Below are 24,742 nucleotides of genomic sequence, written 5' to 3'. Positions count from 1 at the left end.
TGCGCGGGCGCGGGGTGCCTCTAATGCCCCAGCGCGACCACGCCGCGGCGAATCGCCTGCACCGCCTGCGTGGCATTGTCGCGGATCCTGGTGGAGTACCCCGTTTGCCGGACCTGCGACAGCAGATCGACCACCTGCCGGCACCAGCGGACGAAATCGCCCGGCGTGAGCTCGGCGCCGGCATCCTTCGCCGCCGCCAGGCAATACCCCAGCGGGGCGCCGGCGGTCCACTGGTGGACGGCGGTGGCGAAGGCGAGGTCCGGCATGCGGGTCATGGGCAGGCGATGGCGCTGCTCGTCGGACGCGAGTTCCTGCCAGATGCGGTACGTGTCGGAGATCGCGGCGGCCAGCGGCTCGGTGGGCACTTCGTCGGAGCCCTGGGTGGCCCGGCGATTCTCGAACACCAGCGTCGACACCGCGCCCGCGAGTTCGGCCGGATCCAGGTCATCCCAGATCCCCCGGCGCAGGCATTGGGCGGCCAGGAGGTCGGAGGCGTTGTGGATCCGCGCCAGGCGTTCGCCCTCCTCGGAAACGTAGGGCTCGCCGCGATCGGCGTCACCATCGGCCGCGCCATCGGGCCACTCGACGTAGTCCATCTCGCCGAGCAGGTCCAGCACGCGATCGAAGGTGCGCGCCAGCGTGTCCGAGGCCGCCGAGACGCGCCGCTCCAGGGTCTTCACGGTGTTCTGGGCGCGTCGCAAAGCATCCGCGTCCCGGGCCACCGACTCCACCGCGGGATCGCCGTGCAGGGGGTGGTCGCGCAGCTCGCGGCGCAGGCGCTTGAGCTCCGGCGACGTGACCGCCGTGCGGCGGCGCAGGCGCTTGGGGCCGCGGATGTTGCGGCGGTCGATCTCCGACCGGATGATGCTCACCGCGCGCTTGGGATGGCGGGCGGCGTCACCGGGGACCTTCACGCGGCCGAGCACCTCGGGGGCGCTGGGGAACGCGTCGGGCTCGATGCGGCCGGTGAAACCGCCGACGCCGACGACGGTCGGGCGGGGATTGTGGGGCGAATTGTCCTCGCGCACCACCACCGCCAGCTGGGCCTTCTTGCCCATCGGGATGGCGATGACCTCGCCGCGCCGCAGGCGCCGCAGCACGGTGACGGTCTCGGTGTGGCGGTCCTCGATGTTGCGGCGCTTGGCGGCCTTCTCCTCCGCGGAAATGGTCGACCGCAGCTCCAGGTAGGCCAGCAGGCCCTCGACGTCGGCGCCGGCGGTGCCCATCTCGGCCTTCAACTGCTCGACGCGCGCCCGGGCGCGCTCCAACTCGGCCACGTCGCCGACGACGTCCCCGTCGGCCTGGAACTGGGCGAAGGACTTCTCCATCATCTTCCGCGCTTCGGCGTGGCCGAGGGTGCGCAGCAGGTTGATGGACATGTTGTAGCCGGGCGTGAACGTGGACACCAGCGGGTACGTGCGCGTCGACGCCAGGCCGGCGACCCACTTGGGGTCCATCGCCGGCGCCCACTGCACCACCGCGTTGCCCTGGGTGTCGATGCCGCGGCGGCCCGCGCGGCCCGTCATCTGCGTGTACTGGCCGGGCGTCAGGTCGACGTGCGCCTCGCCGTTGAACTTGACCAGCTTCTCCAGCACCACGGTGCGCGCGGGCATGTTGATGCCCAGCGCCAGCGTCTCCGTGGCGAACACGACCTTGACCAGGCCGCGGTTGAACAGCTTTTCCACGATGTGCCGGAACGCCGGCAGCATCCCGGCATGGTGCGCGGCGAATCCGCGGACCACCGTGCGCCGCCAGCGCCGGAAGCCGAGCACCTCGAGATCCTCGGGCGGGATGTCGGCGACGCCGGCGTCGATGATCGCGGCGATCTCCTCCTGCTCGCCCATGTCGGTGAGCTCCATCCGAGAGGCCCCGAGCTGCTGCAGCGCGCCCTCGCAGCCGGCGCGGGAGAAGATGAAGACGATCGCGGGCAGCATCGAGCGCGAACCGAGCAGCTTGACGACGTCCCCCCGCCGCGGGGGCCGCCACTTCTGCGTTTCCTCCCGCTGCTTCCACTGGTGGCGGGCAAACTTGCCGCCCCCGAGGTAGTCGCCGCCGCCGGAGTCGTCGGAACCGCGGCGCCCGCGGCCACCGGATCGGCCGGGGCCGCCCTGGCCCCCGCCCTTGAAGCCGCGGCCGCCGTGCCCTCCGTGTCCGCCGTGGACTCCCCCGCCGCCGCCGTCGTAGCCGGATTCGGCGCGCGCGGCGGCCTGGAGCAGATCGCGGTTGACTTCGGTCCCGCCGGCCTCGAACAGCGGATACAGGCGCTGGCCGACGAGCATGTGCTGGCTCAGCGGCACCGGGCGGTGGTCGGTGACCACGACTTCGGTGTGGCCGCGGACGGTGGACAGCCAGTCTCCGAATTCCTCGGAGTTGGACACCGTCGCGGACAGGCCGACGAGCTTCACCGATTCGTCGAGGTTGAGGATGACCTCCTCCCACACCGGCCCGCGCTCGCGGTCGGCGAGGTAGTGGATCTCGTCCATGACCACGTGGCTCAGGCGGTTCAGCGTCGGCGACTGCGCGTAGAGCATGTTGCGCAGCACTTCGGTGGTCATGACGACGACGTCGGCGTCGCCGTTGCGCGAGACGTCGCCGGTGAGCAGGCCGACCTTCTCCTCGCCGTAGACGTCGACGAGGTCGTGGTACTTCTGGTTGCTCAGCGCCTTGATCGGCGTGGTGTAGAAGCACTTTCCGCCGTCTGCGAAGGCAGCGCGGATGGCGAATTCGCCGACGACGGTTTTGCCGGCGCCGGTGGGGGCGCACACGAGAACTCCGCGCCCGGCCTCGATGGCGCGGCAGGCGCGGAGCTGGAAATCATCGGGGGCGAAGCCCAGGTCGGCGATGAAGTCGTCCAGAAGGGTCATACATCCCAGAGTGTCACAGAACGTGCCCGGGCACCGGCGCGGGATCCGGTGCCCGGGAAGCGGTGTCAGCGGGCGTCGGGCTTGAGGGCCTCGGCGATGGCCATCACCTGCGGCAGCGCGTCCTGCCGGGCGGCGGTGACCTGGAAGGCGACCTCGGGCGACTCTTCGCCGAGCATCTCGCCGGCGGGCTTCTTTTCCAGCGGCACGGAGATGCGCGGCACGCCGGCCAGCGAGAACGTCGCCAGGTCGGTCGACTGGGTCACCAGCGCGTCGACGCCGGCGGCGCGCAGTTCGGCGTCGACGTCGGCGACGAGCTTCTTCACCTTCTCCAGCTCCTTGGCCCCCTTGGCGCGTTCGTCGGCGTCGAAGTCCGCGGAGTTGCGCAGCGTGTCGAAGCCGTAGGGGGCGGTGTCGGGGTTGTCGTCGAAGTACTTGGCGACGTCGCCCACCGTCTTCGCGGCGCCCGTGGAACCGCGCAGATGCTTCTCCAGTGAGGGGCCGAACCCGCCCAGGAGGATGTCCTCGGCGTTGGCCTTGTCGAGCTCGCCGGCGAGGTCCTTGACCTTCTGGGGCGCCTCGACGACTTCGAGGTCGCCCTTCTTCGCCAGGTCCTTCAGAGACTGCGGGACCTCGCCGAGCACCATGATCTTCTTCGGCTTGGCGCCGTCCTTCGCGGTCTTGTCCCGGTCCGCGGTCGCGGATTCTTCGTCGCCCGGCTTCTCCGCCGCGGCGTCGCCGGAGGCCTTGCCCTTCCAGCACGTCGCGTCGTGGGCGAGTTGGACGTCGCGGAGGCTGCGGCCGAGGAACCCGACCGAGTCGATGCGATCGTCGATGGGGACGATGCCGGAAATGGAGCAGCCCTCGTGGGCGGCCTTGAGGCCGACCACGCCGGCCGCACCGGCGGGCGCGAGCACGGAACCGGAGGTCTCGGTGCCGATGGTCACGTCGGCGTAGTCCAGCGCGACGGCGGTCGCCGACCCCGTCGACGAGCCGAGCGGGTCGACGGTGAGCGGCCCCTGGGGGCTCAGCGTCTGGCCGCCCCTGCCGGAGAAGCCGTTGGGTCCGCGGGTGGTCAGGAAGTTCGCGAATTCCGACTGGTTCGTGCGGCCGGCGATGATCGCGCCGCCTTCGCGGAGATGCTTGACGACGTCGGAGTCCGCCGTCGCCTTCGAGTCGGCGAGCGCCCAGCTGCCGGAATCGTTGACCAGCCCGTCGACGGCGATGTTGCCCTTCACCAGGACGATCGCGCCGTGCATCGGGTTGTTCGGGTCGGCCTCGCCCGCCTTCTCGGCGGCTTCGATGGCGCGGGGGTCGAGTTCCATGACGGCCCGGTAGTAGGCGTTGCCCTTGGCGTCCTTGGCCGTGCTGCCGCCGCCCTGGCCCTTCATCTGCCACACGTAGTACGCGAGCATGTCGGAGGACGTGTACCCGTGCTCCACGCGCATCTTGTGGCGCGCGGTCATGTCGGCGCCCGTGAAGCGGTCCTTCATCTCGCGGAGGCGATCCTCGCCGACCCGGTCGATGAGGGCGTCGAACGCGGCCATGTCGACTTCGATCTGGCGGGGGAACTTGTTGGTGTTCTCGTCCAGCGTGAGCACCTTGCCCACCTGCCGGTTGAGTCCGCCCGGCTGCTGCATCCCCTTGAGAGCCCCGGCGACGACGCCGACGATGAGCGCGATGACGATGAGCAGGGCGGGGACCGCCTTGCCCCATTTGAGTCCGCGGCGCTTCCTGATGAACGCGTAGATGCCCAGCAGGATGGCGGCGGTGACGATGAAGACCGCGATGGCGGTCACTGCGAAGGATGCTCCGAGCGCATCCGCGATGAATGGCAATCTCACGCCACCATTAAAGCATCGCCTATTGGGGACGCGCCGTGGCCGAGGAGCCGAAACGCGGCGGCCGGAGGGGCCGCCGCGTCATCGGAAAAGGGATGCTTGCTGGGAGAACCCGCGGTGATCGGCGTCAGAGCACGTCGTCGAAATCCGTCGACGAACGCGTGGACAGATCCGGCGTGACGTCCGGCTGCGGTGGCGCCGGCGGTGCCGGGCGCGAGTTGCGCGTCGGCCGGGTCCGCGGGGTCGGCGACGCATTCACCGGGGCGGTGCCGGCGACGGGGCCCGACCCGCCGATCGGGGCAACCCCGTCGATGGGCGACGCCCCGCCGACGGCGCCGGAAGCGGACACCGGCGTCGGTGCCTCGATTCCGCCGGACTCGCCGATGCCGCCGGATGCGGTGATCGGGCCCGACGACTGGTCGTCGTCGAGGTCCATCCACTCCGGGCGTTCGTTTTCCCGGCGACGGTCGTTGATTCGGGTGAACTGAATCGCGACTTCCATCAGGACCGTCAGGGACACCGCGAGAACCACCATCGACACCGGGTCCTGGCCCGGCGTCATGAACGCGGCGAAGATGAACAGCATCAGGATGATCAGGCGCCGCTTGTCCCTCATCGTCTCGTACCGCAGCACGCCGACGATGTTGAGCATGATGATGAACAGCGGCAGCTCGAAGCTGACGCCGAAGATCAAGATCAGGGCGAGAAGGAAGTTGAAGTACCTCTCACCCGTCAGAGCGGCGATCTGGGCGTTGTCGCCCATCTGAAGGAGGAACTCGAGTCCGTAGGAAACGACGAAGTAGGCCAGCACCGCACCCGCCGAGAACAGCAGGGCCGCCGACGTGACGGCGATGAGGGTGTAGCGGCGCTCCTTCCGAACCAGGCCCGGCGTGATGTACGCCCAGATCTGGTAGAGCCACCACGGCGCGGAGATCACCAGGCCGGCGAGGGCGCCGACCTTCAGGCGCAGCATGAACATCTCGAAGGGGCTCGTCGCCAGCAGGCGGCATTCCTCGCTGCCCGCGCCGCCGAACCGCTGTTCCGGCGGCAGCTGGCAGTAGGGCTCCTTCAGCAGCTCGCCCAGCGACATGAAGTGCGCGGGGCCGAAGGTCGCATCGCCGAAGGGCAGCTTCCACGGGCCCATCGTGAAGGAGAACTGGTACCACGTGAAGCCGATGATGGTGCCGACGACGACGCCCGCGAGGGCCTTGAGCAGCCGGGAGCGCAGCTCCTGGATGTGCTCGACGATCGACATGACGCCCTCGGGATCCCGCTTCTTCCTCTTGCGGGCCCGGGGGCGTTGCGTGGACACGGTCACGGCTCGGTCAGCGCTGCTCGCCGGTGCCCGGCTGCTGCGGCGGGTACTGCTGGTGGTCCTGCGGCTGAGCCTGCGGCTGCTGCTGGTACTGCTGCGGCTGGGCCTGCGGAGACTGCTGCGGCGGCTGCTGCACGAAGGGGTGCTGCGGCTGGGCCTGCGGGGCCTGCTGGATGGCCTGCTGCTCCGGAACCTCCGGCTGCTCGTCGTCGTTCTTCATTTCCTTGACCTCGGACTTGAAGATGCGCATGGACCGGCCCAGGGACCGGGCGGCGTCGGGCAGCTTCTTCGCGCCGAAGAGCAGGATGAGGACGACGGCGATGATGATGAGCTCGGTGGGGCCGAGATTCGGCATCCGCTTCACCTTTCGGGACTGAGTGTTCGTGTGCTGTGGACGGGGTGATGGATCGGTGGCGCCGGTCCGGGTCACCCGTTGTTCGGGGTTTCACCATACGCCCGCAGTCCCCTGCGCGCCCGTTGCGCCACGGCCTTTGGCAACGATACCGGTTCGACGGCCTTCGCGCCCGGCCAGCGGCGGAGCAGGAAGCCGATGGTCCGGTCGGCGTTGGCGGCGGGGATCCAGGCGGGATGCGGGCCGCCGTCGACGAAGCCGTCGTCGCCCTGGTCGTGCACCCACGCGACCGGGTCATAGTCGGCGATCCAGGTTGCGTCGTCGGCGATGTCGACCAGCGCCCACGACCCCTCGTCGCGCAGGAACCCGTGGGGGTCGTCGGGCGCGTATTCGGGGGCCCGGTGCCGTTTGGCCCTCTCCCCCGTCACCGCGGCGCCGAGCATGCGGTCGATGCGGAAGGACTTGACGACGGTCCCCGCCTCCCTGTCCCCGGCCGCGCCATCGGAGTCGTCGTCTCGGCGGTCGACGGCCCGGAGATACGGGTCATCCTCGACCATGACCAGGGAAACCGGGTCCACGCGCCGGACGCTGCGTTCGCCGGATGCGCTGCGGTAGTCGATTTCGAGCACCCGGCCGTCCGCGATGGCGCCGCGGACGGTGGCCAGGATGTCGGCGTGCGCGACGTCGGCGGCCGCATGCGGGGTCGTGTCCGCGACGGCGGGCCTCCCCGCCGCGCTCCCGCGCAGTTTCGCCGCCGCCGAGCGGACGACGCCGGCGTCGCGCTGCATCGGCGACGACTCGAGCGTTTCCAGCGACAGCAGCATCGCCGACGTCTCCTCCTGAGTCAGATGCAGGGGGTCGGCCAGCAGGTCAGCCGCGGGAACGACCTGGGCGGTGATGCCCTCGCGCTTGACCGCGAACGCCGCCTTGCCCGGTACGCCGGGCATTTCCAGCTGGGCCAGGAAGTTCAGTCCCTCGTTGATCTGCCCGTAGCCGATGCCCAGGTCGGCGGACGCCTCGGTGAGCTGCCGGGGCTCCGCGAAGTAGGGCACGAGCGCCAGAGTCCGCGCCCACGACAGTTCGGGCACCTTCGGGGCGTCCTTCGCCGTCCGCTTCCCGGGCTTCTTTCCGCCGGTGACCATCAGCGCTCCTCCCCTTCCGTGCCGGCGTCGGCCGATCCCGGCGCAGCGCCTTCGGCGGCGACGATCTCGTGCAGCGTCGCCACGATCCGCTCGCGCACCTCCGCGGGTTCCTCCACGATGAGGTCCCCGGCGTGCTCCATCCCGATGTCCGTCAATTCCGCCGTGGTCATCGGCCCGATTTCGTGGCGCCCGTCCCCGAGCTCGCGGGCGCCCGCGAGGGCGTCGGCGCACGACTCGGGCGCCGCGCCGTCGGCAAGCTTCACGACGGCCCGCAGCGGCGCGGAACCCCGATTCAACGCCCGCTCCGCGATGGCCTGCACGTCGCCGCCGGGGAAAGGCTGCGCCGCATCGACGTCGGTGACCGTGACGTCGGTCATCCGCGCCATGCGGAACACGCGGACGGCCCCGCGGTCGACGTCGTGGCCGACCACGTACAGCCGGCCCCGGAGGTTGACCATCTGCCACGGCTCAATGGAGCGCTGGACCTCCTCGCCGAAGACCTGCGGCGCGTAGAAGAAGTCGATGCGCTTGCGCGGCGGCTGCATAGCGCGGTTGAGGTCGGCGAACTGATCGCGATCGAGCGTGATGCGGTCGCCGAGGATGACCGTGCCGCGCCCGCCCGCCAGATCGGCGCGCTGCGCGACCGGCGCCAGCTTCGCCCAGGCGTCCCGGGTCAGATCGCCGAGCGAGTCATCGCTGAAGGCCACCTGCGACGCCATCGCCAGGACCTCGGCCTCTTCCTCGGTGAACCCGGGGTCGCCGTCGCGCCACGCCTGGCGGTCCAGGCGCAGGACGTCGTTGTCGTCCCACGTCACCGTGATGCCGGCGACGGCCAGCGCCGGGAGATCGTCGCGCAGGTACCGGTCCGCGGAGCCTTCCGCCACGGAGTCGTATCCGCGGACGTTGCGCAGGATCCAATCCTTGCGCAGCCCGCCGGGCTCATCGGCGAGCGCCGTGAGCAGGCTGATCAGGCGGATGCGGGTCGCCGAGTAGCGGGCGCTCATCGGCCGCCTCCGTCGCCGTCGTCCGTGTCGGCGGAGCCGTGGCCGCCTCCGTCGCCGTCGTCCGTGTCGGCGGAGCCGCCGGAACGAAGGGACTCCAGGTGCTCCACCAGGGCGTCGACCTCCGGATCAGAGGTGGCGAAGGGATCGTCGACGACGACCATGCGGGGTTCGTCGCCGGAGATCTTCAGGTGCGTCCAATCCACCACCGTGGCGGCGCCGACCGCGCGGGCGGCGGCGAGGAACCGGCCGCGCAGGATGGCGCGCGTCGTCGCGGGCGGGGCCGACATGGCCTCCGCGATCTCCTCGTCGGTCACCCAACGCGACACCGTGCCCCGGGCCTCCAGCGCACGGAAGATGCCGCGGCCCGGGCGGATGTCGTGGTAGGCGAGGTCGATCTGCGCGAGTTTCGGGTCGGCGATGTCCAGGCCGCGGTCCATGAAGCGCCGCAGCAGCGACCACTTGATGGCCCAGTCGATGTCGCGGTCGATGGTGGACCAGTCGCCGGATTCGACGGCGTCGAGCACCCGGCCCCACAGCTCGACCAGGCGGGCGAGCTCCTCGTTGGGGGTGCCGCCGCCGGAATCGTCGCGGCGGTCGAGCCACGACGTCGCCGCGGCGAGGTACGCGCGCTGGATCTCCAGCGCCGACGCCTCCTCCTTCGACGCCCCGGTGCGCAACGGGATCGGAGCGGTGCCCGTCATGTCGCGGCTGACCAGGCGGATGGCCTTGATCTCGTTGGCCACCTCGAAGTCGGGCAGGTCCACGCCGGCCTCGATCATCTCGAGCACCAGCTGCGTCGAACCGAGCTTCAGCGCAGTGGTCGTCTCCGACATGTTCGAGTCACCGACGATGACGTGCAGGCGGCGGAACCGGGTGGAGTCGGCGTGCGGCTCGTCGCGGGTGTTGATGATCGGCCGCGACCGCGTCGTCGCGCTGGACACGCCGTCCCACACGTGGTCGGCGCGCTGCGAGAAGCAGTACTGCTCCGGTTCGTCCTCGTAGGGGCTGCCGGGATAGGGCCGCGCGATCTTGCCCGCGCCGCACAGCAGCTGGCGGGTCACCAGGAACGGCAGCAGCAGCTTCGACAGCGCCTTCAGGCCCATCGAGCGTCCGACCAGGTAGTTCTCGTGGCAGCCGTAGGAATTGCCGGCGGAGTCGACGTTGTTCTTGAACAGGAAGACCTTGCCGCCGATGTCTTCGCCGACGAGCCCCGCCTCGGCCTTCGCCGCCAGGTCGTCGAGAAGCCTCTCGCCCGCCCGGTCATGCGCGACCAGCTGCGACACGGAGTCGCACTCGGCGGTGGCGAACTCCGGGTGGCTTCCGACGTCCAGGTACAGGCGCCCGGCGTTGCCGGTGAAGATGTTCGTCGCCCCGAATTCCTCGATGACCGGGCGGAACATGAACCGGGCGATCTCGTCGGGGCCGAGCCTGCGCTCGCCGTCGAGGGTGCACGTGATGCCGTACTCGGTTTCGAGTCCGGCGATCCGCCGCGTCAGCGCCCGTCCGGAGAGGCCCGATTCCGTCACCGCCTACTCGCCGCCCTTCTGCACGTAGGAGCGCACGAACTCTTCGGCGTTGCTCTCCAGAAGGCCGTCGATCTCGTCGAGCAGATCGTCGGTCGACTCGATGTGGGCCTGCGCCTGGCCGCCGCCGGCGACCTCGTCGATGGCGTCGTCGTCCCCGCCGGAACCGCCGCCGCCCTGGATCTGGCCGCCCTTGATGTCCGCCATGTTCTTCTCCCCTTGATCGGCGTTGCCGCCGCTAGTACTTCGGTGAATTCGTTGTGTGGTTCTCGGACCGCTGCGTGGTTCGCCGCCGCAGCGTTCGGTCCTTCGCCGCGGCGAAGTTTCTCTACGACAATCCTGCCAGGCCGCGCTCGCGCAGCCCGGCAACCAGGCTCGCGATGTCGGGCGCCTCCTCCAGGAGCTTGCCGACGGTGCCCGCGCCCAGCCCGGACACGTCCGACAGCGAGAGTTTGACCATCTCGTCGCCCACGTCGACGATGGCGCTGTCCCAGCTCGCCGCCGCGACGTCGTCGGCGAAGCGGCGCAGCAGCCCGCCGCGCAGGTACGCGCGGGTGGATTCGGGTGCGTGGGTCACCGCGCGCTCGACCTCGGCCTCGTCGGCGATGGTCTTCATCGCGCCGCGGCGCACCAGCGCGTGATACAGGCCGCGCGCGGGGTCGATGTCGGAGTACTGGATGTCGATGAGCGCCAGCTTCGGGTGGTCCCAGCCGATGCCGGCCCGCCGCCGCAGACCCTCCATGAGAGTGAGTTTCGCCGTCCAGTCCAGCAGGTGCGCGGTGGACGCCGGGTCGGACTCGAGCAGGTCGAGGACCTCGCCCCACAGCTGGATGATGTGGGCGGCGGACCTCACGCCCGTCGCGCCGGTGGCCTCATCCGATGCCCGCGCGTAGGGCGCGACGCGCTTGAGGTACCGGCGCTGGATCTCGATGGCCGTCAGATGCGTGACGTGGTCGTCGAGCTGGAGCTTCTCGGTGCACGCCAGATCGCGCGAGACGCGCCGGACGTCGTCGACCGGGTTGCGCAGCTTCAGATCCGAGAAGTCCACGCCGTCCTCGATCGCGTCGAGCACCAGCGACGTCGTGCCCAGCTTCAGCAGCGTCGCGGTCTGCGACAGGTTGGCGTCTCCGATGATCACGTGCAGGCGGCGCCACTCGTCGGCGTCGGCGTGCGGCTCATCGCGGGTGTTGATGATGCCCCGGTTCAGCGTCGTCTCCAGCGACACCTCGGTCTCGATGTAATCGGCGCGCTGCGAAATCTGGAACCCGGGCTCCTGGCCCTGCTGCCCCAGCCCGACGCGCCCGGAACCGGTGAACACCTGGCGGGTGACGAAGAACGGCGTCAGGCCGGCGATGATCGCGTCGAAGTCGGTGTCGCGGCGGAACTGGTAGTTCTCGTGCGCGCCGTAGCTGGCGCCCTTGCCGTCGACGTTGTTGCGGTAGATCTTCAGCTCGACGGGCTCGGTGTCCTCGTCGGAGCGGCTGGACCCGGAGCCGATCGTGCGGCGTCCGGCCAGCCGCGCCGCCTCGAGCATGATCCGGTCGCCGGCCAGATCCGCCACCAGGGCGTCGTACGCCGAGGTCGTCTCCGGCGCCGAGTACTCCGGGTGCGCATGGTCGACGTAGAACCGCGCCCCGTTGACCAGGATCAAATTCGCCGCGCCCAGCGCATTCGGGTCGATGACCGGCGCCATGCGATAGCGGCGCAGATCGAAGCCGCGGGAATCGCGCAGCGGCGACTCGGGCTCGTAATCCCAGCGCGTGCGCCGGTCGAGCCCTCCGGAATGCTCCTCGGCGTAGGCCAGCACGGCCTTCGTCGACGTGAGGATGGGGCTCAGCTCCGGCTTGCCCGGCGACGTGATCCCGTATTCGATTTCGGTGCCCAATACCCGCGCCATCTGCCGTCACCCCTCCATTGAGCCCGTGCGGTGGCCGTCGTCAAGCGGCCCGGATGCGGCGGAACCGCCCAGCACCCCGAACTCCGCGTCCTCGTGGACGTGCTGGTGCTGGATGACCTGCACGTCGACGACGCGGCCCGTGGGCCGGCCCGAAATCCGCGCCCACTCGTCCGGGTTGGACGTGTTGGGCAGGTCCTCGTTCTCGGCGAACTCCTCGCCCACCGCGCGCAGCAGATGCGCCTCGGTGATGCCCTCGGCGCCGCCCGAGATGACGTCCTTGATCGCGTGCTTCTTCGCCCGGTCGACGATGTTGGCGATCATCGCGCCCGAATTGAAGTCGCGGAAATACAGCATCTCGCTCGACCCGTCGGCGTAGCGGATGCGCACGTATTCGTTGTCCGGGCTGGTGCGGTACATTCGCTCGACCACGGAATCGGTCAGCGCCGCGACCAGCCGGTCGACTCCCCCGTGCCGCTCGATCTCGTCGGCCGCGTAGGGCAGGTCGGCGGTGAGGTACTTGGAGAAGATGTCCTTCGCCGCCTCCTCGTCGGGGCGCTCGATGCGGATCTTCACGTCCAGGCGGCCGGGGCGCAGGATCGCCGGGTCGATCATCTCCTCGCGGTTCGACGCGCCGATGACGATGACGTTCTCCAGCCCCTCCACGCCGTCGAGCTCCGCCAGCAGCTGCGGCACGACGGTGTTCTCCATGTCGGAGCTCACGCCCGAACCGCGGGTGCGGAAGATCGAGTCCATCTCGTCGAAGAAGACGATCACCGGCCGGCCGGCTTCGGCGATGTCGCGGGCGCGGTCGAAGATCAGGCGAATCTGGCGCTCCGTCTCGCCGACGAACTTGTTCAGCAGCTCCGGGCCCTTGACGTTGAGGAAGTAGGACTGCGCGCGGCGCGCCTCCTCCTCCGAATGGCCCTTGTTCAGGGCGATCTTGCGGGCCAGCGAATTGGCCACCGCCTTGGCGATCAGCGTCTTGCCGTTGCCCGGCGGGCCGTACAGCAGCACGCCCTTCGGCGGCCGCAGCCGGTAGCGCGTGAACAGCTCCGGGTGCAGGAAGGGCATCTCCACCGCGTCGTGGATCTGCGCGATCTGGCGCTTCAGGCCGCCGATGTCGGAGTATTCGACGTCGGGGATCTCCTCCAGCACCAGGTTCTCCACCTCCGCCTTCGGGATGACCTCGAAGGCGTGGCCCGACTTGCGGTCGATGAGGACGGTGTCGCCCACCTTCGCCTTCAGGTCGCCGGCGAGCTTAACGACGAACTCCTCGCCGTGGTGATCGGTGGCCAGAACCCGCTTGCGGTCGGGCAAAGTTTCCCGGACGAGCGCGAGGTCGCCGTGATCGGGGAAACCGCAGTCCTCGACGATGAGGTTGCCGTCGGTGAGCCGGACCATGGTGCCGGGCTTGAATTCCTCCACGTCCAGGCCGCGCAGGACGTTGAGGCGCATCCGGCGGTTGCCGGTCCACACCTCGGCGGCCTGGGCGGGCCTGCCCGAACCGCCGGTCTGCACGATCGGCCCGTTCGGGTCGTCGATCTTGCCCTTCGCCGGCTCGAGGAAAATGCCGTACGTGCTCGGCGGATTGGTCATCTGCTCGAGGTCCTGGCGCAGCAGCGTCATCTGGTCGCGCGACTCGCGGAGCAGCTCCACGAGCTTCTCGTTGCGCGCGCCCAGGGCCCGGTTCTTCTGCCGCAGATCGCGGATTTCGTCGGCGGGGGTGGTCATGGCCACCAGGCTACCGTTTGGCCGGGCGGGATCTTCCGCGGGTGGGCGCCGCGCGGCCCGGCGGTGCGGCTACCTCTTCTGGTTGCGCCGCTGTGGGCGCGGGGGCACGGTGCCGTCGGCGAGCCTGCGGGCCCACACCAGGAAGGCCGTGTGCGCCTGCATGCGGTGGGCCGGGCGGACGGACAGGTCCTTGACGTTCCAGTCGCGGACCAGGGATTCCCACGCGCGCGGCTCGGTGAAGCACTTCTGCTCGCGGATGCCCTCCATGACCTTCATCAGCTGCGGCACGGTGGCCACGTAGACCATCAGGACGCCGCCGGGCTGCAGCAGCTTCGACGCGGTGTCCAGGCATTCCCACGGGGCGAGCATGTCCAGGATGATGCGGTCGACCGGGCCGCCGAGGTCGTCGGGCGTGGCTTCGGCCATGTCGCCCAGCCGCAGGACCCAGTTGTCCGGCTTGCCGCCGAGGAACTCCACGACGTTGCGCTCGGCGTGCTCGATGTGGTCCTCGCGGATCTCGTAGGAGAACAGCTTGCCCTCGGGCCCGATGGCGCGCAGCAGGTTCAGGCTCAGCGCGCCCGATCCGGCGCCGGCCTCCAGCACGCGGGCGCCGGGGAAGATGTCGCCCTCGACGATGATCTGGGCGGCGTCCTTGGGGTAGATCACCGCCGCGCCGCGGGGCATGGACAGGATGTAGTCGACCATCAGGTGCCGCATGGCCAGGTACACGGTGCCTTCGGCGGAGGTGACGGTGGTCCCCTCGTGCGCGCCGATCAGGTCGTCGTGGGCGATGGCGCCGCGGTGGGTGAAGAACCGCCCGCCCTCTTCCAGAGTCACCGTGAAGTGCCGGTTCTTCGAGTCCGTGAGCTGGACGCGATCGCCGACCTGGAACGGGCCGCTGTCTGCCATGTGTGTCTGATCCTCGCTGATGGGGTGCCGGGGCGCCCGAAGTCCATCGGGTTAACCTGGCCAGTATGCCCGAAAACCCCCTGCACTCCGATTCGGCCGCGTCACCTTCCGACACTCCAGCGTCACCCGCCGGGAATTCCCCCGCTCCCGCGTCACCCACCGCACCCGCTGCCGCGGATTCCCCCGCACCGGCGCCCCGGGGGCGGCGCGGCCTGGCGTTGTCGCCGTCGCGCGCCGGGGATTACCGCCAGTGCCCGCTGAAGTACCGGCTGCGGGCGATCGACAAGCTGCCCGAGCCGTCGACCGTCGCGCAGGTCAAGGGCACGCTCGTCCATGCGGTACTGGAGCACATGCACGGCCGTCCGCGCGAGGAACGTTCGTACCCGGCCGCCGTGAAGCGGCTCAAGCCGACGTGGCAGGGGATGCTTGACGACGACTCGAGCGGCGAGCTTTCGAGGCTCGTCCCCGAATCGGATTTGCTCGATTTCCTCGTCGAGTGCCGTGGCCTGCTGAAGGGCTACTTCATCATGGAGAACCCGACGGGCTTCGATGCGGCGGAGATCGAGAAGTTCGTGCAGATGACCCTCGGCGTGGACGTCCCGGGCCTCGGTGGCGATGCCGGCGTGGAAGGCGACGGTGAGGCCGACGGCTCGGCCGGTTCGTCCGGTTCGTCCGGTTCCGGCGGCGTGCCGGTCCGCGGTTTCATCGACCGCGTGGACATCGCGCCGACGGGCCAGGTCCGCATCGTCGACTACAAGACAGGCAAAAAGCCCCACCCCCGGTTCCAGGATGAGGCGCTGTTCCAGATGCGGTTCTACGCGCTGGTGTGGTGGCGGCTGACGGGCCACATCCCCGAGCAGCTGCGCCTGATGTACCTGAAGGTCGCCGATGACCTGACCCACTCCCCGACGGCACCCGAGCTCGAGCGTTTCGAAGCCGAACTCGCCGAGCTGTGGGGCGCCATCGTCCGCGACGGCAGGTTCGGCGATTTCCGCCCGAAGAAGTCGAAGCTGTGCGGCTGGTGCTCCTTCCAACAGCTGTGCCCGGCGTTCGGCGGCACCCCGCCGGAGTACCCGGGGTGGCCCGGCGCCCACGCCTGATTCGGGCTGACGCGCGGGCCCGAAACGATGATGGGATCCGGGATGCTTCCTGATATCTTCTTCCGATAAGACGACCACGGAGCGGGCAGCGCCCGCCGACGAACCGGGGAGGAGATCGCCATGAGCGGGCTTCGCGAACGGAAGAAGCGTCAGACGAGGTCGAGCCTGGCCACCGCGGCCGTGGAACTGCTGGTCTCGGAGGGAGATGAGGGCGCGACCGTCGCCGCCATCGCATCCCGGGCCGGCGTGTCCACGCGCACGTTCCACAACTACTTCGCCGCCCGCGAAGACGCCTTCCTGTGCTTCCTGGAGGACACCTTCGCCGACTGGGTGTCGGAGATGCGCGAGGCCCCGGCCGGCGAGACCCCTTTCCGGGTTCTGCGCCGCCTCACGGTGGCCATGTACGACCGGCCCCGCGCCGATGCCGCCTCGGTGCCGAATCTGGCCACCGTGGTGGAGCACGTCCTCGCGGGGATGGGCCCGGAGGGCGGCGCCCGCGTGCGCGCGATATTCGACGAGCTGCGCGAGGCCGTCGTCAAGCGGTCCGGCGGCGACCTGTCCCCCTACCGCGCGCAGACGCTGATCCACGTGTGCCTGTCGGCGTCGGCCGCGGTGCTCGACGGCGTGCGGGACGAGGCGCTCGCCGACGGGCGAACCGTCGCGCAGCTTCTCGACGAGGCCTTCGACTTCGTGGCCGGGAAAATCGAATGACCCGCACCGGAAGCCGGTGCGGGCCAATCGACGTGCGACGGGTTCGGTGACTCGGCGTCAGAGAACGACGGCGCCGATGGCGAAGCCGAACACGACCGCCAGGGCGATGCACACCGTGCCCGGGATGAAGAACGGGTGGTCGACGACGTACTTGCCCAGCCGCGTCGAACCGGTGTCGTCCATCTCCACGGCCGCCAGCAGCGTCGGGTAGGTCGGCAGGACGAACAGCGCCGACACCGCGGCGAAGCTGGCCACGGCGGTCAGCGGGCTGACGCCCACCGCGAGGGCCGCCGGGATCATGGCCTTCGCCGTCGCGGCCTGCGAGTACAGCAGCGCGGAGGCGAAGAAGAGGATCACGGCCAGCAGCCACGGCCACTGCGTGAGCAGGTCGCCGGCGGTGCTCTTGATGCCGTCGATGTGGGCGTTGACCAGGGTCGTGCCCAACCAGGCCACGCCCATGACGCACACGCAGGCGCTCATGCCGGACTTGAACACCTGGGTGCCGGGCACCTCGGCGGCCGGGATCTTGGCCACGGCGACGATCAGGCCGGCGGTGGCCAGCATGATGGCCATGATGGCCTCGTTGCGCGGCAGCGCCGGATCCTTGATCAGGCCCAGCTGGTCCGAGATCATGGTCGCGTAGACCATGACGACGAGGATCGCCGCCAGGAAGATGACCACGGACGCCTTCGCGCCGCGCGGGGCCTCGAAGGACGCGGCCCCCTGCGGCGGCTTGACCAGGCCGTCGGCGAGGCGCTGCTTGTACACCGGGTCATCGTCGAGCTCGGGGCCGAGCCGCTGGACCAGGAGGGACGTCACGATCACCGCCAGCAGCGTCGCGGGGATGACCACCGCCAGCAGCTGCAGGTAACCCACGCCGCGGGGCTCGAGGACCGATGCCATGAACACGACCGCCGCGGAAATCGGCGACGCCGTGATGGCCATCTGCGAGGCGACGACCGAAATGGACAGCGGGCGCGACGGGCGCACGCCGCCTTCCTTCGAGACCTCCACGATGACGGGGAGGGTGGAGAAGGCGGTGTGGCCGGTGCCGGCCAGCACGGTCATCGACCACGTCACCAGCGGGGCCAGCGTGGTCACGCGCTTCGGGTTGCGCCGCAGCAGCCGTTCGGCGAGGTGGACCAGATAGTCCATGCCGCCCGCCCGCTGCATGGCGGAAATGGCCGCGATGACGGCCATGATGATGCCGATGACGTCGAAGGGGATGTCCTCCGCCTTGACCGGCGTGCCCAGGGCGCCGAGCAACAGCACGCCGGCGCCGCCGGCGAAGCCGATGCCGACGGAGCCCCACCGGGCGCCGATGATCAGCGCGGCGACGACAACGAGGATCTGGGCCGCGAGCATCATTGGAGGTCGCCGGCTTCCGTTTCCCGGTCGTCGGCGTCGGAGGCGTCGGTGGCGGCGCCCGCGTCATCGGCGGAGGTGTCGGGGTTCTCGGGGTCCGCGTCCTCGTCGTTCGGCGTCAGGCCGAGCTCGGCGAGCCGGGTCTCCCCCGCCACGTACCGCTTGCCGCGGTACTCCGGGTGCATGAGGTTGTCCGTGGACAGGATCCGGTCCAGCTCGGCTTCGTCGAGCAGCCCGCGCTCCAGGACGATCTCGCGCACGCCGCGGCCCGTGTCGGCGGCCTCGCGGCCGATGATGTCGCCCTCGTGGTGGCCGATGACCGGATTGAGGTAGGTGACGATGCCGATGGAGTTGTCGACGTAGGCGCGGCAGACCTCCGGGTTGGCGGTGATGCCGGTGATGCACTTGGTGCGCAGGGTCATCGCCGCGCGGCGCATCAGGCCGATCGACTCGAACAGGCACTGGGCGATGACCGGCTCCATGACGTTGAGCTGCAGCTGCCCGGCCTCCGCAGCCATGGAAAGCGTGACGTCGTTGCCGAAGACCTTGAAACAGACCTGGTTGACGACCTCCGGGATGACCGGGTTGACCTTCGCCGGCATGATCGACGAACCCGCCTGGCGCTCCGGCAGGTTGATCTCGTTGAGGCCCGCGCGCGGTCCGGAGGACAGCAGGCGCAGGTCGTTGCACATCTTGGACAGCTTCATGGCCGTGCGCTTGAGGGCCGAGTGGACGTTGACGTAGCCGCCGGTGTCGGAGGTGGCCTCGATGAGGTCCTTCGCGGAGGAGACCTCCAGCCCGGTGACCTCGCGCAGCGCCTGCACGACCGCCTTCTGGTAGCCGGCCGGGGCGTTGACGCCGGTGCCGATGGCGGTGGCGCCGAGGTTGACCTCGAGCAGCAGCTCGCCGGCGTGCGCGAGTACGGCGTGCTCCTCGGCCAGGTTGTTGCCGAAGGCGTGGAACGCCTGGCCCAGGGTCATGGGCACCGCGTCCTGCAGCTGCGTGCGGCCCATGGTGATGACGTCGTTGAATTCATCGCCCTTGGCGTGGAGCGCGTGCTCGAGCTCATCCAGCTCGACGAGCAGCGACTGCAGCGCGATGTGCACGGCGAGGCGGAAACCCGTCGGGTAGGCGTCGTTGGTCGACTGGCACTGGTTGACGTCGTCGTTGGGGTTGACGACGTCGTACCGGCCCTTGGGGAAGCCGAGGTACTCCAGGGCCAGGTTGGCGATGACCTCGTTGGTGTTCATGTTGATGCTGGTGCCCGCGCCGCCCTGGAACAGGTCCGTGGGGAACTGATCCTGGCAGCGGTGGTTGACCAGCACCTGGTCGCAGGCCCAGATGATGGCGTCGGCGACGTCGGACGGGATGGTGTGGATGCGGCGATTGGCGATGGCCGTGGCCTTCTTGACCATCACCATGCCGCGGATGAACTCCGGGACGTCGTTGACGGACGTGCCGGAGATGGAGAAATTCTCGATCGCGCGCATCGTGTGCACGCCGTAGTAGGCGTCCGCCGGCACTTCCCGGTCACCCAGGAGGTCGGTTTCGATCCGGAATCCGTCAGCCGGCGCCTTCTCGTTTCCAAATGTGCTCATGAGGTTGAGCATACGTGCCGAAAGGCGAAATGGCACGCGTCAGTGCAGGTCGGATCGATAAAGTGATGGGAATAACCAGACCTCATCGTATTCATCGATGGGGGCGATGAGAGTCGCTTCGGTCATGGGTTGCCGCTTCCCCATCGAAAAAACGAACGGGGCCCGGCGCCTCCGAAGTCGGGGCGCCGGGCCCCGTCGGGCCCGATTGCGGGTGTCAGATTCGCGCGATGCGGATGTCGGAGGCGAGGATCGCCTCGGCGCCGAGGCCCGCGAGCTGGTCCATGATGGGGTTCGCGCGGTCGCGCGGGACCATGGCGCGCACGGCGACCCAATCCTCGTGGGCCAGCGGCGACACCGTGGGGCCGGACAGGCCCGGGGTGATGCGGGAGGCCTCGTCGACCTTGTCGGCGGTGATGTTGTAGTCCAGCATCATGTAGTTCTTCGCGTGGAGGATGCCGGTCAGGCGGCGCAGGAAGACGTTCTGCGCCTCGGTGACCTCGTTGTCGCGGCGGCCGACGACGACGGCCTCGGAGTCGCACAGCGAGTCACCGAAGACCGCCAGGCCCTGCTTGCGCAGCGTGCGGCCGGTGGACACGACGTCGGCGATGGCGTCGGCGACGCCCAGGCGGATGGAGATCTCCACTGCGCCGTCGAGGCGGATGACCTCGGCCTCGATGCCGCGGGCCTTGAGGTCCTCGCGCACCAGGTTCGGGTAGGACGTGGCGATGCGCTTGCCCGCCAGGCCCTCCACCGTCCACTCCTCGTCCGCCGGAGCGGCGTAGCGGAAGGTCGACGCGCCGAAGCCGAGGGTGAGCACCTCGGCGACCGGGGCGAGCGAGTCGGCGGCCAGGTCACGGCCCGTGATGCCCAGATCCAGATGGCCGTTGCCCACGTACACCGGGATGTCCTTGGGGCGGAGGAAGTAGAACTCGATCTGGTTGGCCTCGTCGGCCACCGACAGGCTCTTCGATTCCCCGCGGCCCGGGTATCCGGCTTCCCGGAGGATTTCCAGGGCGGCCTCGGAGAGGGAACCCTTGTTGGGCACTGCGACTCGCAGGATGGTCACGATGTTGCTCCTCGTTGTTCGGTGCGGCGGTGGCGCTTACAGGTACTTGTAGACGTCTTCCGGCGTCAGCCCGCGCTGCACCATGACGACCTGGGTCCAGTACATGAGCTGCGAGATCTCCTCGGCGAGCTCGTCGTCGGACTGGTACTCCGCGGCCATCCAGACTTCGGCGGCCTCTTCCACGATCTTCTTGCCCTGGAAATGCACGCCGGCGTCGAGCGCCTTGACGGTGCCCGAACCCTCGGGGCGGGTGGCCGCCTTGTCCTTCAGTTCCGCGAAGAGGTCATCGAAGTTTTTCACGCGCACCATCATTCCACGCGGCTCTTTGCGTTGCGACGGGAGGGTGCGCCACATGGGCGTCGTAAAGCGGGAAGACGGCGCGGATCATGGGCACCCCAGGCGGCGACGGTGACGCGGATGAGGGCCCCGGACAGTGAGTGCGTCGCCGGATGAGGGGCTACCCCGACAGCCGCGCGTGGACGGCGCGGAGGTCGTCGATGGTCCAGCCGTCGAGGTCGCCGTCGAGATGTTCGGCGGGCGGCGCGAACTCGGCGATCGCCTCGGATGGAGGAGCGGCCTGCGGCATCGGCGCCCACAGCACGCGGCAGCCGGCACCGAGGGCGGAGCGCACGCCGGTGACCGAGTCCTCCAGGGCCAGGCACTCGGCCGGGTCGACGCCGGCGATTTCGGCGCCGCGCAGGTACGGGTCCGGGGCGGGTTTGCCGGCGGGGACCTCGTCGCCGCAGACGGTGTCGGTGAAGGCGTCGCGGCCCATCGCGTCGATGCAGTAGTCGGCGACGCGGCGGCGGGTGTTGGTCACCAGCACCACCGGGATATCGGCGTCGTGGGCCTGCTCGATCAGGGAGCGCACGCCGGGGCGCCACTCGATGCCGCGCTCGGCGATGAGCTGCGCCACTCGCGACTCCATGAACGCCGACTCGCGGGCGATGACCTCATCGGTGACCTCCACCCCGGCGTGGTTCGCGCAGATGGTGATGGTGTCCGGCAGCGTGTTGCCGATGCACTTCGCCCGCAGCTCCGGCGTCAGGCGCCTGCCCAGCCGCTCGGAGCAGTCGTAGGTAGCCACCTCCCACAGGGGCTCGGTGTCGATGAGGCTGCCGTCCATGTCCCAGAGAATCGCTCGCACCCCCGCCACGGTAGTTGCCCTGGGCGGAAAGCGCCGGGAAGATGGTTTGCCATGGGGAACCGAAGGGCGGCGGCAACCGGCGTGTCCAGGGCGTGGAACTGGCTGGCCACGCGTTATCGCCGCCAACCGTATGAATTCTGGATGGCCGTCGGCATCGTGCTGGTCAGCATCCCCATCGGGTGGGGCGTGCTGCACGTCGACGACCAACTTGCGTTCGTCATGCTCATCCTGCAGATGCTGATGGGGACGCTGAGCTTCCGGCTCGCGATGCCCGCCGAACCGGGGGCCGCGCTGCGGTTGCCGGTGTTCTTGTTTCTGGCCGTGCCGGTGACCGTGTTGGTCGGCTTTTGGTGGATCGGCCCCGGCCTGGCCGACGAAGAGTCCGGGCCGATCGAATCGCTGTTCCTGTGGGCGCTCATTTCCTACGCCAGCCTGCTCGTGTCTTTCCTGTTGGCGATTTTCGTCGCGATTCCTCTGGAACTGGTCGGCCGGGGCCTCTGGGATTTCGTCGGCGGCCGCCCCGGTGATGGCATCGGGCTCATTTCCATTGCCGTGTTCATCTTCCAGGTGCCGCTGATCGGCGTCGTGGGGGCCATGGCGGTTGACGTGCACACCGTCGCCCGCCCGGCGCAGTACGCGGTGTTGATGGCCCTGTTTGGTTTTCGGGGCGAGTACACGGTGATCAACCCCTCGATGCTGTCGTTGGCGCGCGTGCTGTTCGGGATCTTCATCGCGTCGCTCTTCGTGATCGTCGGCCTGGCGCAGCAGAAGGACGATGAGGAGAAGGGCGTCGTGGAGAAATCCGACACCAAAAAGGTTGTCGAGGAGAAGGGCGCCGAGAAGACGGCCGGCGGGGAGAAAGCCGACGAGGAGATAGCCGGCGAGGAAAAGAAGGGTTAGGCAAGCGGTGGCCGTCGAAAAGCAAAAACGGGAAAATGCGGGGCCGGGAGCTGCGCTTTCGGTTGCCGCTCCCCCGCAGGTGCCCCCGGGAGTGTGTCGCCGGTCACGTTAAGCGTGATTAACGGTTAGGGTTTCGGCATGGGAACTCAGAACACCGCCACCGCCCGCCCGCCGAAGGCCAAGGCCCTCGGCGACCCCACCAAGGCCGACCGCATCACGCAGATGGGCCTCGACCCCGCCACGGAGATCGACGCCTACTTCGAGCACCTCGGCCAGGCCGACCCGGAGGAAATGGGGCTGCCCGCCGGCGAGGTCATCGAACGCTACCGCCCGACCCTGCACACCTGGGGCCCGTGGGGCGCGTTCCAGCACGGCGCTCCCCCGGCGGCGATCCTGACCCACGCCCTCCAGCACTGCCCCGGCCTGCCCGACGGCATGCGCACCACCCGCGTCGCCGTCGACCTGCTCGGCGCCGTGCCCTACACCGAAGTGCGCACCCGCGCGCGGATCTCCCGGCCGGGCAAGCAGATCCTCAAGGTGGAGGCCGAACTGCTCGCCGAGGACCGCAACGGCAACTGGCGCCCCGTCGCCTCCGCCTCCGCATGGCGCATGGCCGTGCTGGAGACCAACGAAGTGGAGAAGTCCTTCGCCCGCGCCATCCCCGGCCCCGACGCGGCCGACGATGGCGGGCCGCTGTACGAGGACTGGGACTGCGGCTACATCGACTCCATCGACATCGTCAGCATGGCCGACCCCGACGAACCCGAGGGCCACCACCGCATCCACTGGGTGCGCACCGACAAGCCCATCGTCGACGGCGTGGACACCGACGGCGTCGAGTACCTGATGAGCATGGCGGACGTCGCCAACGGCGTGGGCGCCTCCCTCGACCCGCGCGACTGGATGTTCATGAACACCGACCTCGTCGTCCACCTGCACCGCGAGCCCGAGGGCGAATGGATCGGCATCTCCGCCAAGGCGTCCATCGGCCCCGACGGCATCGGCATGACCGCCGCCTACCTCTACGACCAGCGCGGCCCCGTCGGCCGTTCCATGCAGACCCTGCTGGTCAGGCCGCAGACGAAGTAGCGGGGCGGTACCCTCATCCCCATGGCCCTCTCCGACGTCGCGCGCAAGATGGAACGAATGATCAACCGGGTGGGGAGGCAGCGCAAGACCGCCAAGGGATGGAAGCCCGCCATCAAGGGCTTCTCCGGTTACGGCTCGGCGGATCGCGTGCATGTCCTCGGCCGCGTGCTCATGGAGGACCCGTATTCGGAGCCGGAGACGCAGATCCAGCGCGGGTGGCGGCAGTTCATCACCACGCAGGTCGGCGGTCACCCGGTGACCGTGCGCGTCGGCGACAAGGTGGTCCACTCGCGGACCGACGACAACGGCTACATCGACGTCCTCGTCCTCGACCACGGTCTGCGCCCGGGGTGGAACGACGTCGTCATCGAGGCCCGCGACGCCCGCCCCATCACGGCACGGGTCCTCATCGTGGAGCCATCCGCGCGCATTGGGCTGGTCTCCGACATCGACGACACCGTCATGGTCACGTGGCTGCCCCGCGCCGCGCTGGCCGCCTGGAATTCGTGGGTGCGCCACACCAACACCCGCAAACCCGTGCCCGGCATGGCCGAGTTCTACCGCGAGCTGCTGGCCGAGCATCCCGGCGCCCCGGTCATCTACCTGTCCACGGGTGCCTGGAACACCTTCGAGACGCTGCAGACGTTCCTCGACGTCAACGGGCTTCCCGACGGGCCGATGTTGCTCACCGATTGGGGGCCAACTCCGACCGGCCTGTTCCGGTCCGGGCAGGAGCACAAGAAGGTCCAGTTGAGGAACCTCTTCATCGACTTCCCCGACATCAACTGGATCCTCGTCGGCGACGACGGCCAGCATGATCCGCTGATCTACGGCGAGGCGGTGTTCGAGCATCCCGACCGCGTCGCCGGCGTCGCCATCCGGCAGCTGTCCGCCAGCGAGCACGTGCTGTCGCACGGCACGGCGAACCCGCTGGAGAAGATCGCCACCGACGACGGCCACGGTGCGCCGGTGATCCAGGGCGCCGACGGCCACGAGCTGCTGCGCGAGTTCCGCGCCAAGCCGTTCCCGCAGGTGTCGGGCCGGGCCGGCCAGGGAGAGGCCGAGGGATAGCCCGGCGATAGCGGGGGCTGCCGGAAAGCTCTTTGCGTCTTGGTCGTCGCTCCGCGTTCCGCCGGCTTGGTGCTCTCCCGGAAAGTGAGTGTGCCCCTCCGGTTGCCCCGACTCAAAGTC

General features: G+C 69.4%; 21 protein-coding genes. 5 read left to right on the top strand and 16 right to left on the bottom strand.

The window, feature by feature from the left end; genetic code table 11:
- Positions 1-20 precede the first annotated feature (20 nt).
- The 11 genes from CHAN_RS07165 to CHAN_RS07115 all read right to left on the bottom strand — a co-directional run bounded on the left by CHAN_RS07165 (position 21) and on the right by CHAN_RS07115 (position 14,575).
- Entirely contained in the window at positions 21-2,864 is a 2,844-nt protein-coding gene (locus CHAN_RS07165) for a DEAD/DEAH box helicase (protein WP_290287985.1), read from the bottom strand.
- Positions 2,865-2,929: 65 nt separating this feature from the next.
- Complete coding sequence (locus CHAN_RS07160) at positions 2,930-4,705, bottom strand: amidase family protein (RefSeq protein WP_290287982.1); 1,776 nt, start codon at positions 4,703-4,705, stop codon at positions 2,930-2,932.
- 124 nt (positions 4,706-4,829) lie between these two features.
- A complete protein-coding gene (gene tatC / locus CHAN_RS07155; RefSeq protein WP_290293404.1) occupies positions 4,830-5,957 on the bottom strand; it encodes a twin-arginine translocase subunit TatC in 1,128 nt (375 codons plus the stop codon).
- Between the two features lie 70 nt (positions 5,958-6,027).
- Positions 6,028-6,372: a Sec-independent protein translocase subunit TatA gene (gene tatA / locus CHAN_RS07150; protein WP_290287980.1), complete on the bottom strand. Its 345-nt coding sequence runs from the start codon at positions 6,370-6,372 to the stop codon at positions 6,028-6,030.
- A gap of 71 nt (positions 6,373-6,443) precedes the next feature.
- Positions 6,444-7,511 (bottom strand): helix-turn-helix transcriptional regulator, encoded by a 1,068-nt coding sequence (locus tag CHAN_RS07145; protein WP_290287979.1) that lies wholly within the window; start codon positions 7,509-7,511, stop codon positions 6,444-6,446.
- Positions 7,511-8,515, bottom strand: a complete 1,005-nt coding sequence (locus CHAN_RS07140) for a helix-turn-helix transcriptional regulator (protein WP_290287978.1) — start codon at positions 8,513-8,515, stop codon at positions 7,511-7,513. The genes CHAN_RS07145 and CHAN_RS07140 overlap by 1 nt, the downstream gene beginning before the upstream one ends.
- On the bottom strand, positions 8,512-10,041 hold the full coding sequence (gene pafA / locus CHAN_RS07135; RefSeq protein ID WP_290287977.1) for a Pup--protein ligase: 1,530 nt from the start codon (positions 10,039-10,041) through the stop codon (positions 8,512-8,514). Before pafA ends, CHAN_RS07140 begins: the two co-directional genes overlap by 4 nt.
- Before the next feature lie 3 nt (positions 10,042-10,044).
- A complete protein-coding gene (locus CHAN_RS07130) occupies positions 10,045-10,245 on the bottom strand; it encodes a ubiquitin-like protein Pup (RefSeq protein ID WP_048743577.1) in 201 nt (66 codons plus the stop codon).
- A gap of 121 nt (positions 10,246-10,366) precedes the next feature.
- On the bottom strand, positions 10,367-11,935 hold the full coding sequence (gene dop, locus CHAN_RS07125) for a depupylase/deamidase Dop (RefSeq protein WP_290287976.1): 1,569 nt from the start codon (positions 11,933-11,935) through the stop codon (positions 10,367-10,369).
- 6 nt (positions 11,936-11,941) lie between these two features.
- Positions 11,942-13,666, bottom strand: coding sequence for a proteasome ATPase (gene arc, locus CHAN_RS07120; RefSeq protein ID WP_082144551.1), 1,725 nt, complete (start codon positions 13,664-13,666; stop codon positions 11,942-11,944).
- 69 nt (positions 13,667-13,735) lie between these two features.
- Complete coding sequence (locus CHAN_RS07115) at positions 13,736-14,575, bottom strand: tRNA (adenine-N1)-methyltransferase (RefSeq protein WP_290287971.1); 840 nt, start codon at positions 14,573-14,575, stop codon at positions 13,736-13,738.
- 65 nt (positions 14,576-14,640) lie between these two features.
- On the opposite strand from CHAN_RS07115, the gene CHAN_RS07110 reads away from it, so the two are divergent.
- Positions 14,641-15,675 carry a RecB family exonuclease gene (locus CHAN_RS07110; RefSeq protein WP_290287967.1) on the top strand — a complete coding sequence of 345 codons (1,035 nt, stop codon included), beginning with the start codon at positions 14,641-14,643 and terminating at the stop codon, positions 15,673-15,675.
- A gap of 120 nt (positions 15,676-15,795) precedes the next feature.
- On the top strand, positions 15,796-16,386 hold the full coding sequence (locus CHAN_RS07105) for a TetR/AcrR family transcriptional regulator (protein ID WP_290287964.1): 591 nt from the start codon (positions 15,796-15,798) through the stop codon (positions 16,384-16,386).
- Between the two features lie 57 nt (positions 16,387-16,443).
- Here CHAN_RS07105 and CHAN_RS07100 read toward each other — a convergent pair whose 3' ends face one another.
- From CHAN_RS07100 to CHAN_RS07080, 5 genes are all read right to left on the bottom strand, one after another.
- The gene (locus CHAN_RS07100; protein WP_290293403.1) at positions 16,444-17,751 is read right to left on the bottom strand and encodes an anaerobic C4-dicarboxylate transporter; all 1,308 of its coding nucleotides are present in this window, start codon (positions 17,749-17,751) and stop codon (positions 16,444-16,446) included.
- Positions 17,751-19,349 carry an aspartate ammonia-lyase gene (gene aspA / locus CHAN_RS07095; protein WP_290287961.1) on the bottom strand — a complete coding sequence of 533 codons (1,599 nt, stop codon included), beginning with the start codon at positions 19,347-19,349 and terminating at the stop codon, positions 17,751-17,753. The genes CHAN_RS07100 and aspA overlap by 1 nt, the downstream gene beginning before the upstream one ends.
- Before the next feature lie 214 nt (positions 19,350-19,563).
- On the bottom strand, positions 19,564-20,409 hold the full coding sequence (gene hisG / locus CHAN_RS07090) for an ATP phosphoribosyltransferase (protein ID WP_048743906.1): 846 nt from the start codon (positions 20,407-20,409) through the stop codon (positions 19,564-19,566).
- A gap of 42 nt (positions 20,410-20,451) precedes the next feature.
- Positions 20,452-20,715 carry a phosphoribosyl-ATP diphosphatase gene (locus CHAN_RS07085; RefSeq protein ID WP_048743909.1) on the bottom strand — a complete coding sequence of 88 codons (264 nt, stop codon included), beginning with the start codon at positions 20,713-20,715 and terminating at the stop codon, positions 20,452-20,454.
- Positions 20,716-20,872: 157 nt separating this feature from the next.
- Positions 20,873-21,562 (bottom strand): HAD family hydrolase, encoded by a 690-nt coding sequence (locus CHAN_RS07080; RefSeq protein ID WP_290287955.1) that lies wholly within the window; start codon positions 21,560-21,562, stop codon positions 20,873-20,875.
- A gap of 141 nt (positions 21,563-21,703) precedes the next feature.
- Here CHAN_RS07080 and CHAN_RS07075 point away from each other — a divergent pair, with 141 nt between their 5' ends.
- The 3 genes from CHAN_RS07075 to CHAN_RS07065 all read left to right on the top strand — a co-directional run bounded on the left by CHAN_RS07075 (position 21,704) and on the right by CHAN_RS07065 (position 24,622).
- Positions 21,704-22,462 (top strand): hypothetical protein, encoded by a 759-nt coding sequence (locus CHAN_RS07075; protein WP_290287954.1) that lies wholly within the window; start codon positions 21,704-21,706, stop codon positions 22,460-22,462.
- 138 nt (positions 22,463-22,600) lie between these two features.
- Positions 22,601-23,551 (top strand): thioesterase family protein, encoded by a 951-nt coding sequence (locus tag CHAN_RS07070; RefSeq protein WP_241485464.1) that lies wholly within the window; start codon positions 22,601-22,603, stop codon positions 23,549-23,551.
- A gap of 21 nt (positions 23,552-23,572) precedes the next feature.
- Complete coding sequence (locus tag CHAN_RS07065) at positions 23,573-24,622, top strand: App1 family protein phosphatidate phosphatase (protein WP_290287946.1); 1,050 nt, start codon at positions 23,573-23,575, stop codon at positions 24,620-24,622.
- Positions 24,623-24,742 lie beyond the last annotated feature (120 nt).

Origin of the sequence: Corynebacterium hansenii (assembly GCF_030408795.1) — a bacterium.
In the GTDB taxonomy this organism is placed as follows: domain Bacteria; phylum Actinomycetota; class Actinomycetes; order Mycobacteriales; family Mycobacteriaceae; genus Corynebacterium; species Corynebacterium hansenii.
Note: the sequence above shows the minus strand (reverse complement) of the source record. Positions and strands in the feature narration are given on the sequence as shown.

What these genes read in the sequence shown, in the direction of transcription:
- CHAN_RS07110 (WP_290287967.1), top strand. Translation starts at nt 14,641, where the DNA reads ATGCCCGAAAACCCCCTGCACTCCGATTCGGCCGCGTCACCTTCCGAC.
- tatA (WP_290287980.1), bottom strand. Translation starts at nt 6,372, where the DNA reads ATGCCGAATCTCGGCCCCACCGAGCTCATCATCATCGCCGTCGTCCTC.
- CHAN_RS07130 (WP_048743577.1), bottom strand. Translation starts at nt 10,245, where the DNA reads ATGGCGGACATCAAGGGCGGCCAGATCCAGGGCGGCGGCGGTTCCGGC.
- CHAN_RS07115 (WP_290287971.1), bottom strand. Translation starts at nt 14,575, where the DNA reads ATGGCAGACAGCGGCCCGTTCCAGGTCGGCGATCGCGTCCAGCTCACG.
- CHAN_RS07100 (WP_290293403.1), bottom strand. Translation starts at nt 17,751, where the DNA reads ATGCTCGCGGCCCAGATCCTCGTTGTCGTCGCCGCGCTGATCATCGGC.
- CHAN_RS07105 (WP_290287964.1), top strand. Translation starts at nt 15,796, where the DNA reads ATGAGCGGGCTTCGCGAACGGAAGAAGCGTCAGACGAGGTCGAGCCTG.
- dop (WP_290287976.1), bottom strand. Translation starts at nt 11,935, where the DNA reads ATGGCGCGGGTATTGGGCACCGAAATCGAATACGGGATCACGTCGCCG.
- CHAN_RS07070 (WP_241485464.1), top strand. Translation starts at nt 22,601, where the DNA reads ATGGGAACTCAGAACACCGCCACCGCCCGCCCGCCGAAGGCCAAGGCC.
- CHAN_RS07140 (WP_290287978.1), bottom strand. Translation starts at nt 8,515, where the DNA reads ATGAGCGCCCGCTACTCGGCGACCCGCATCCGCCTGATCAGCCTGCTC.
- arc (WP_082144551.1), bottom strand. Translation starts at nt 13,666, where the DNA reads ATGACCACCCCCGCCGACGAAATCCGCGATCTGCGGCAGAAGAACCGG.
- CHAN_RS07165 (WP_290287985.1), bottom strand. Translation starts at nt 2,864, where the DNA reads ATGACCCTTCTGGACGACTTCATCGCCGACCTGGGCTTCGCCCCCGAT.
- tatC (WP_290293404.1), bottom strand. Translation starts at nt 5,957, where the DNA reads ATGTCGATCGTCGAGCACATCCAGGAGCTGCGCTCCCGGCTGCTCAAG.
- CHAN_RS07075 (WP_290287954.1), top strand. Translation starts at nt 21,704, where the DNA reads ATGGCCGTCGGCATCGTGCTGGTCAGCATCCCCATCGGGTGGGGCGTG.
- CHAN_RS07145 (WP_290287979.1), bottom strand. Translation starts at nt 7,511, where the DNA reads ATGGTCACCGGCGGAAAGAAGCCCGGGAAGCGGACGGCGAAGGACGCC.
- CHAN_RS07065 (WP_290287946.1), top strand. Translation starts at nt 23,573, where the DNA reads ATGGCCCTCTCCGACGTCGCGCGCAAGATGGAACGAATGATCAACCGG.
- aspA (WP_290287961.1), bottom strand. Translation starts at nt 19,349, where the DNA reads ATGAGCACATTTGGAAACGAGAAGGCGCCGGCTGACGGATTCCGGATC.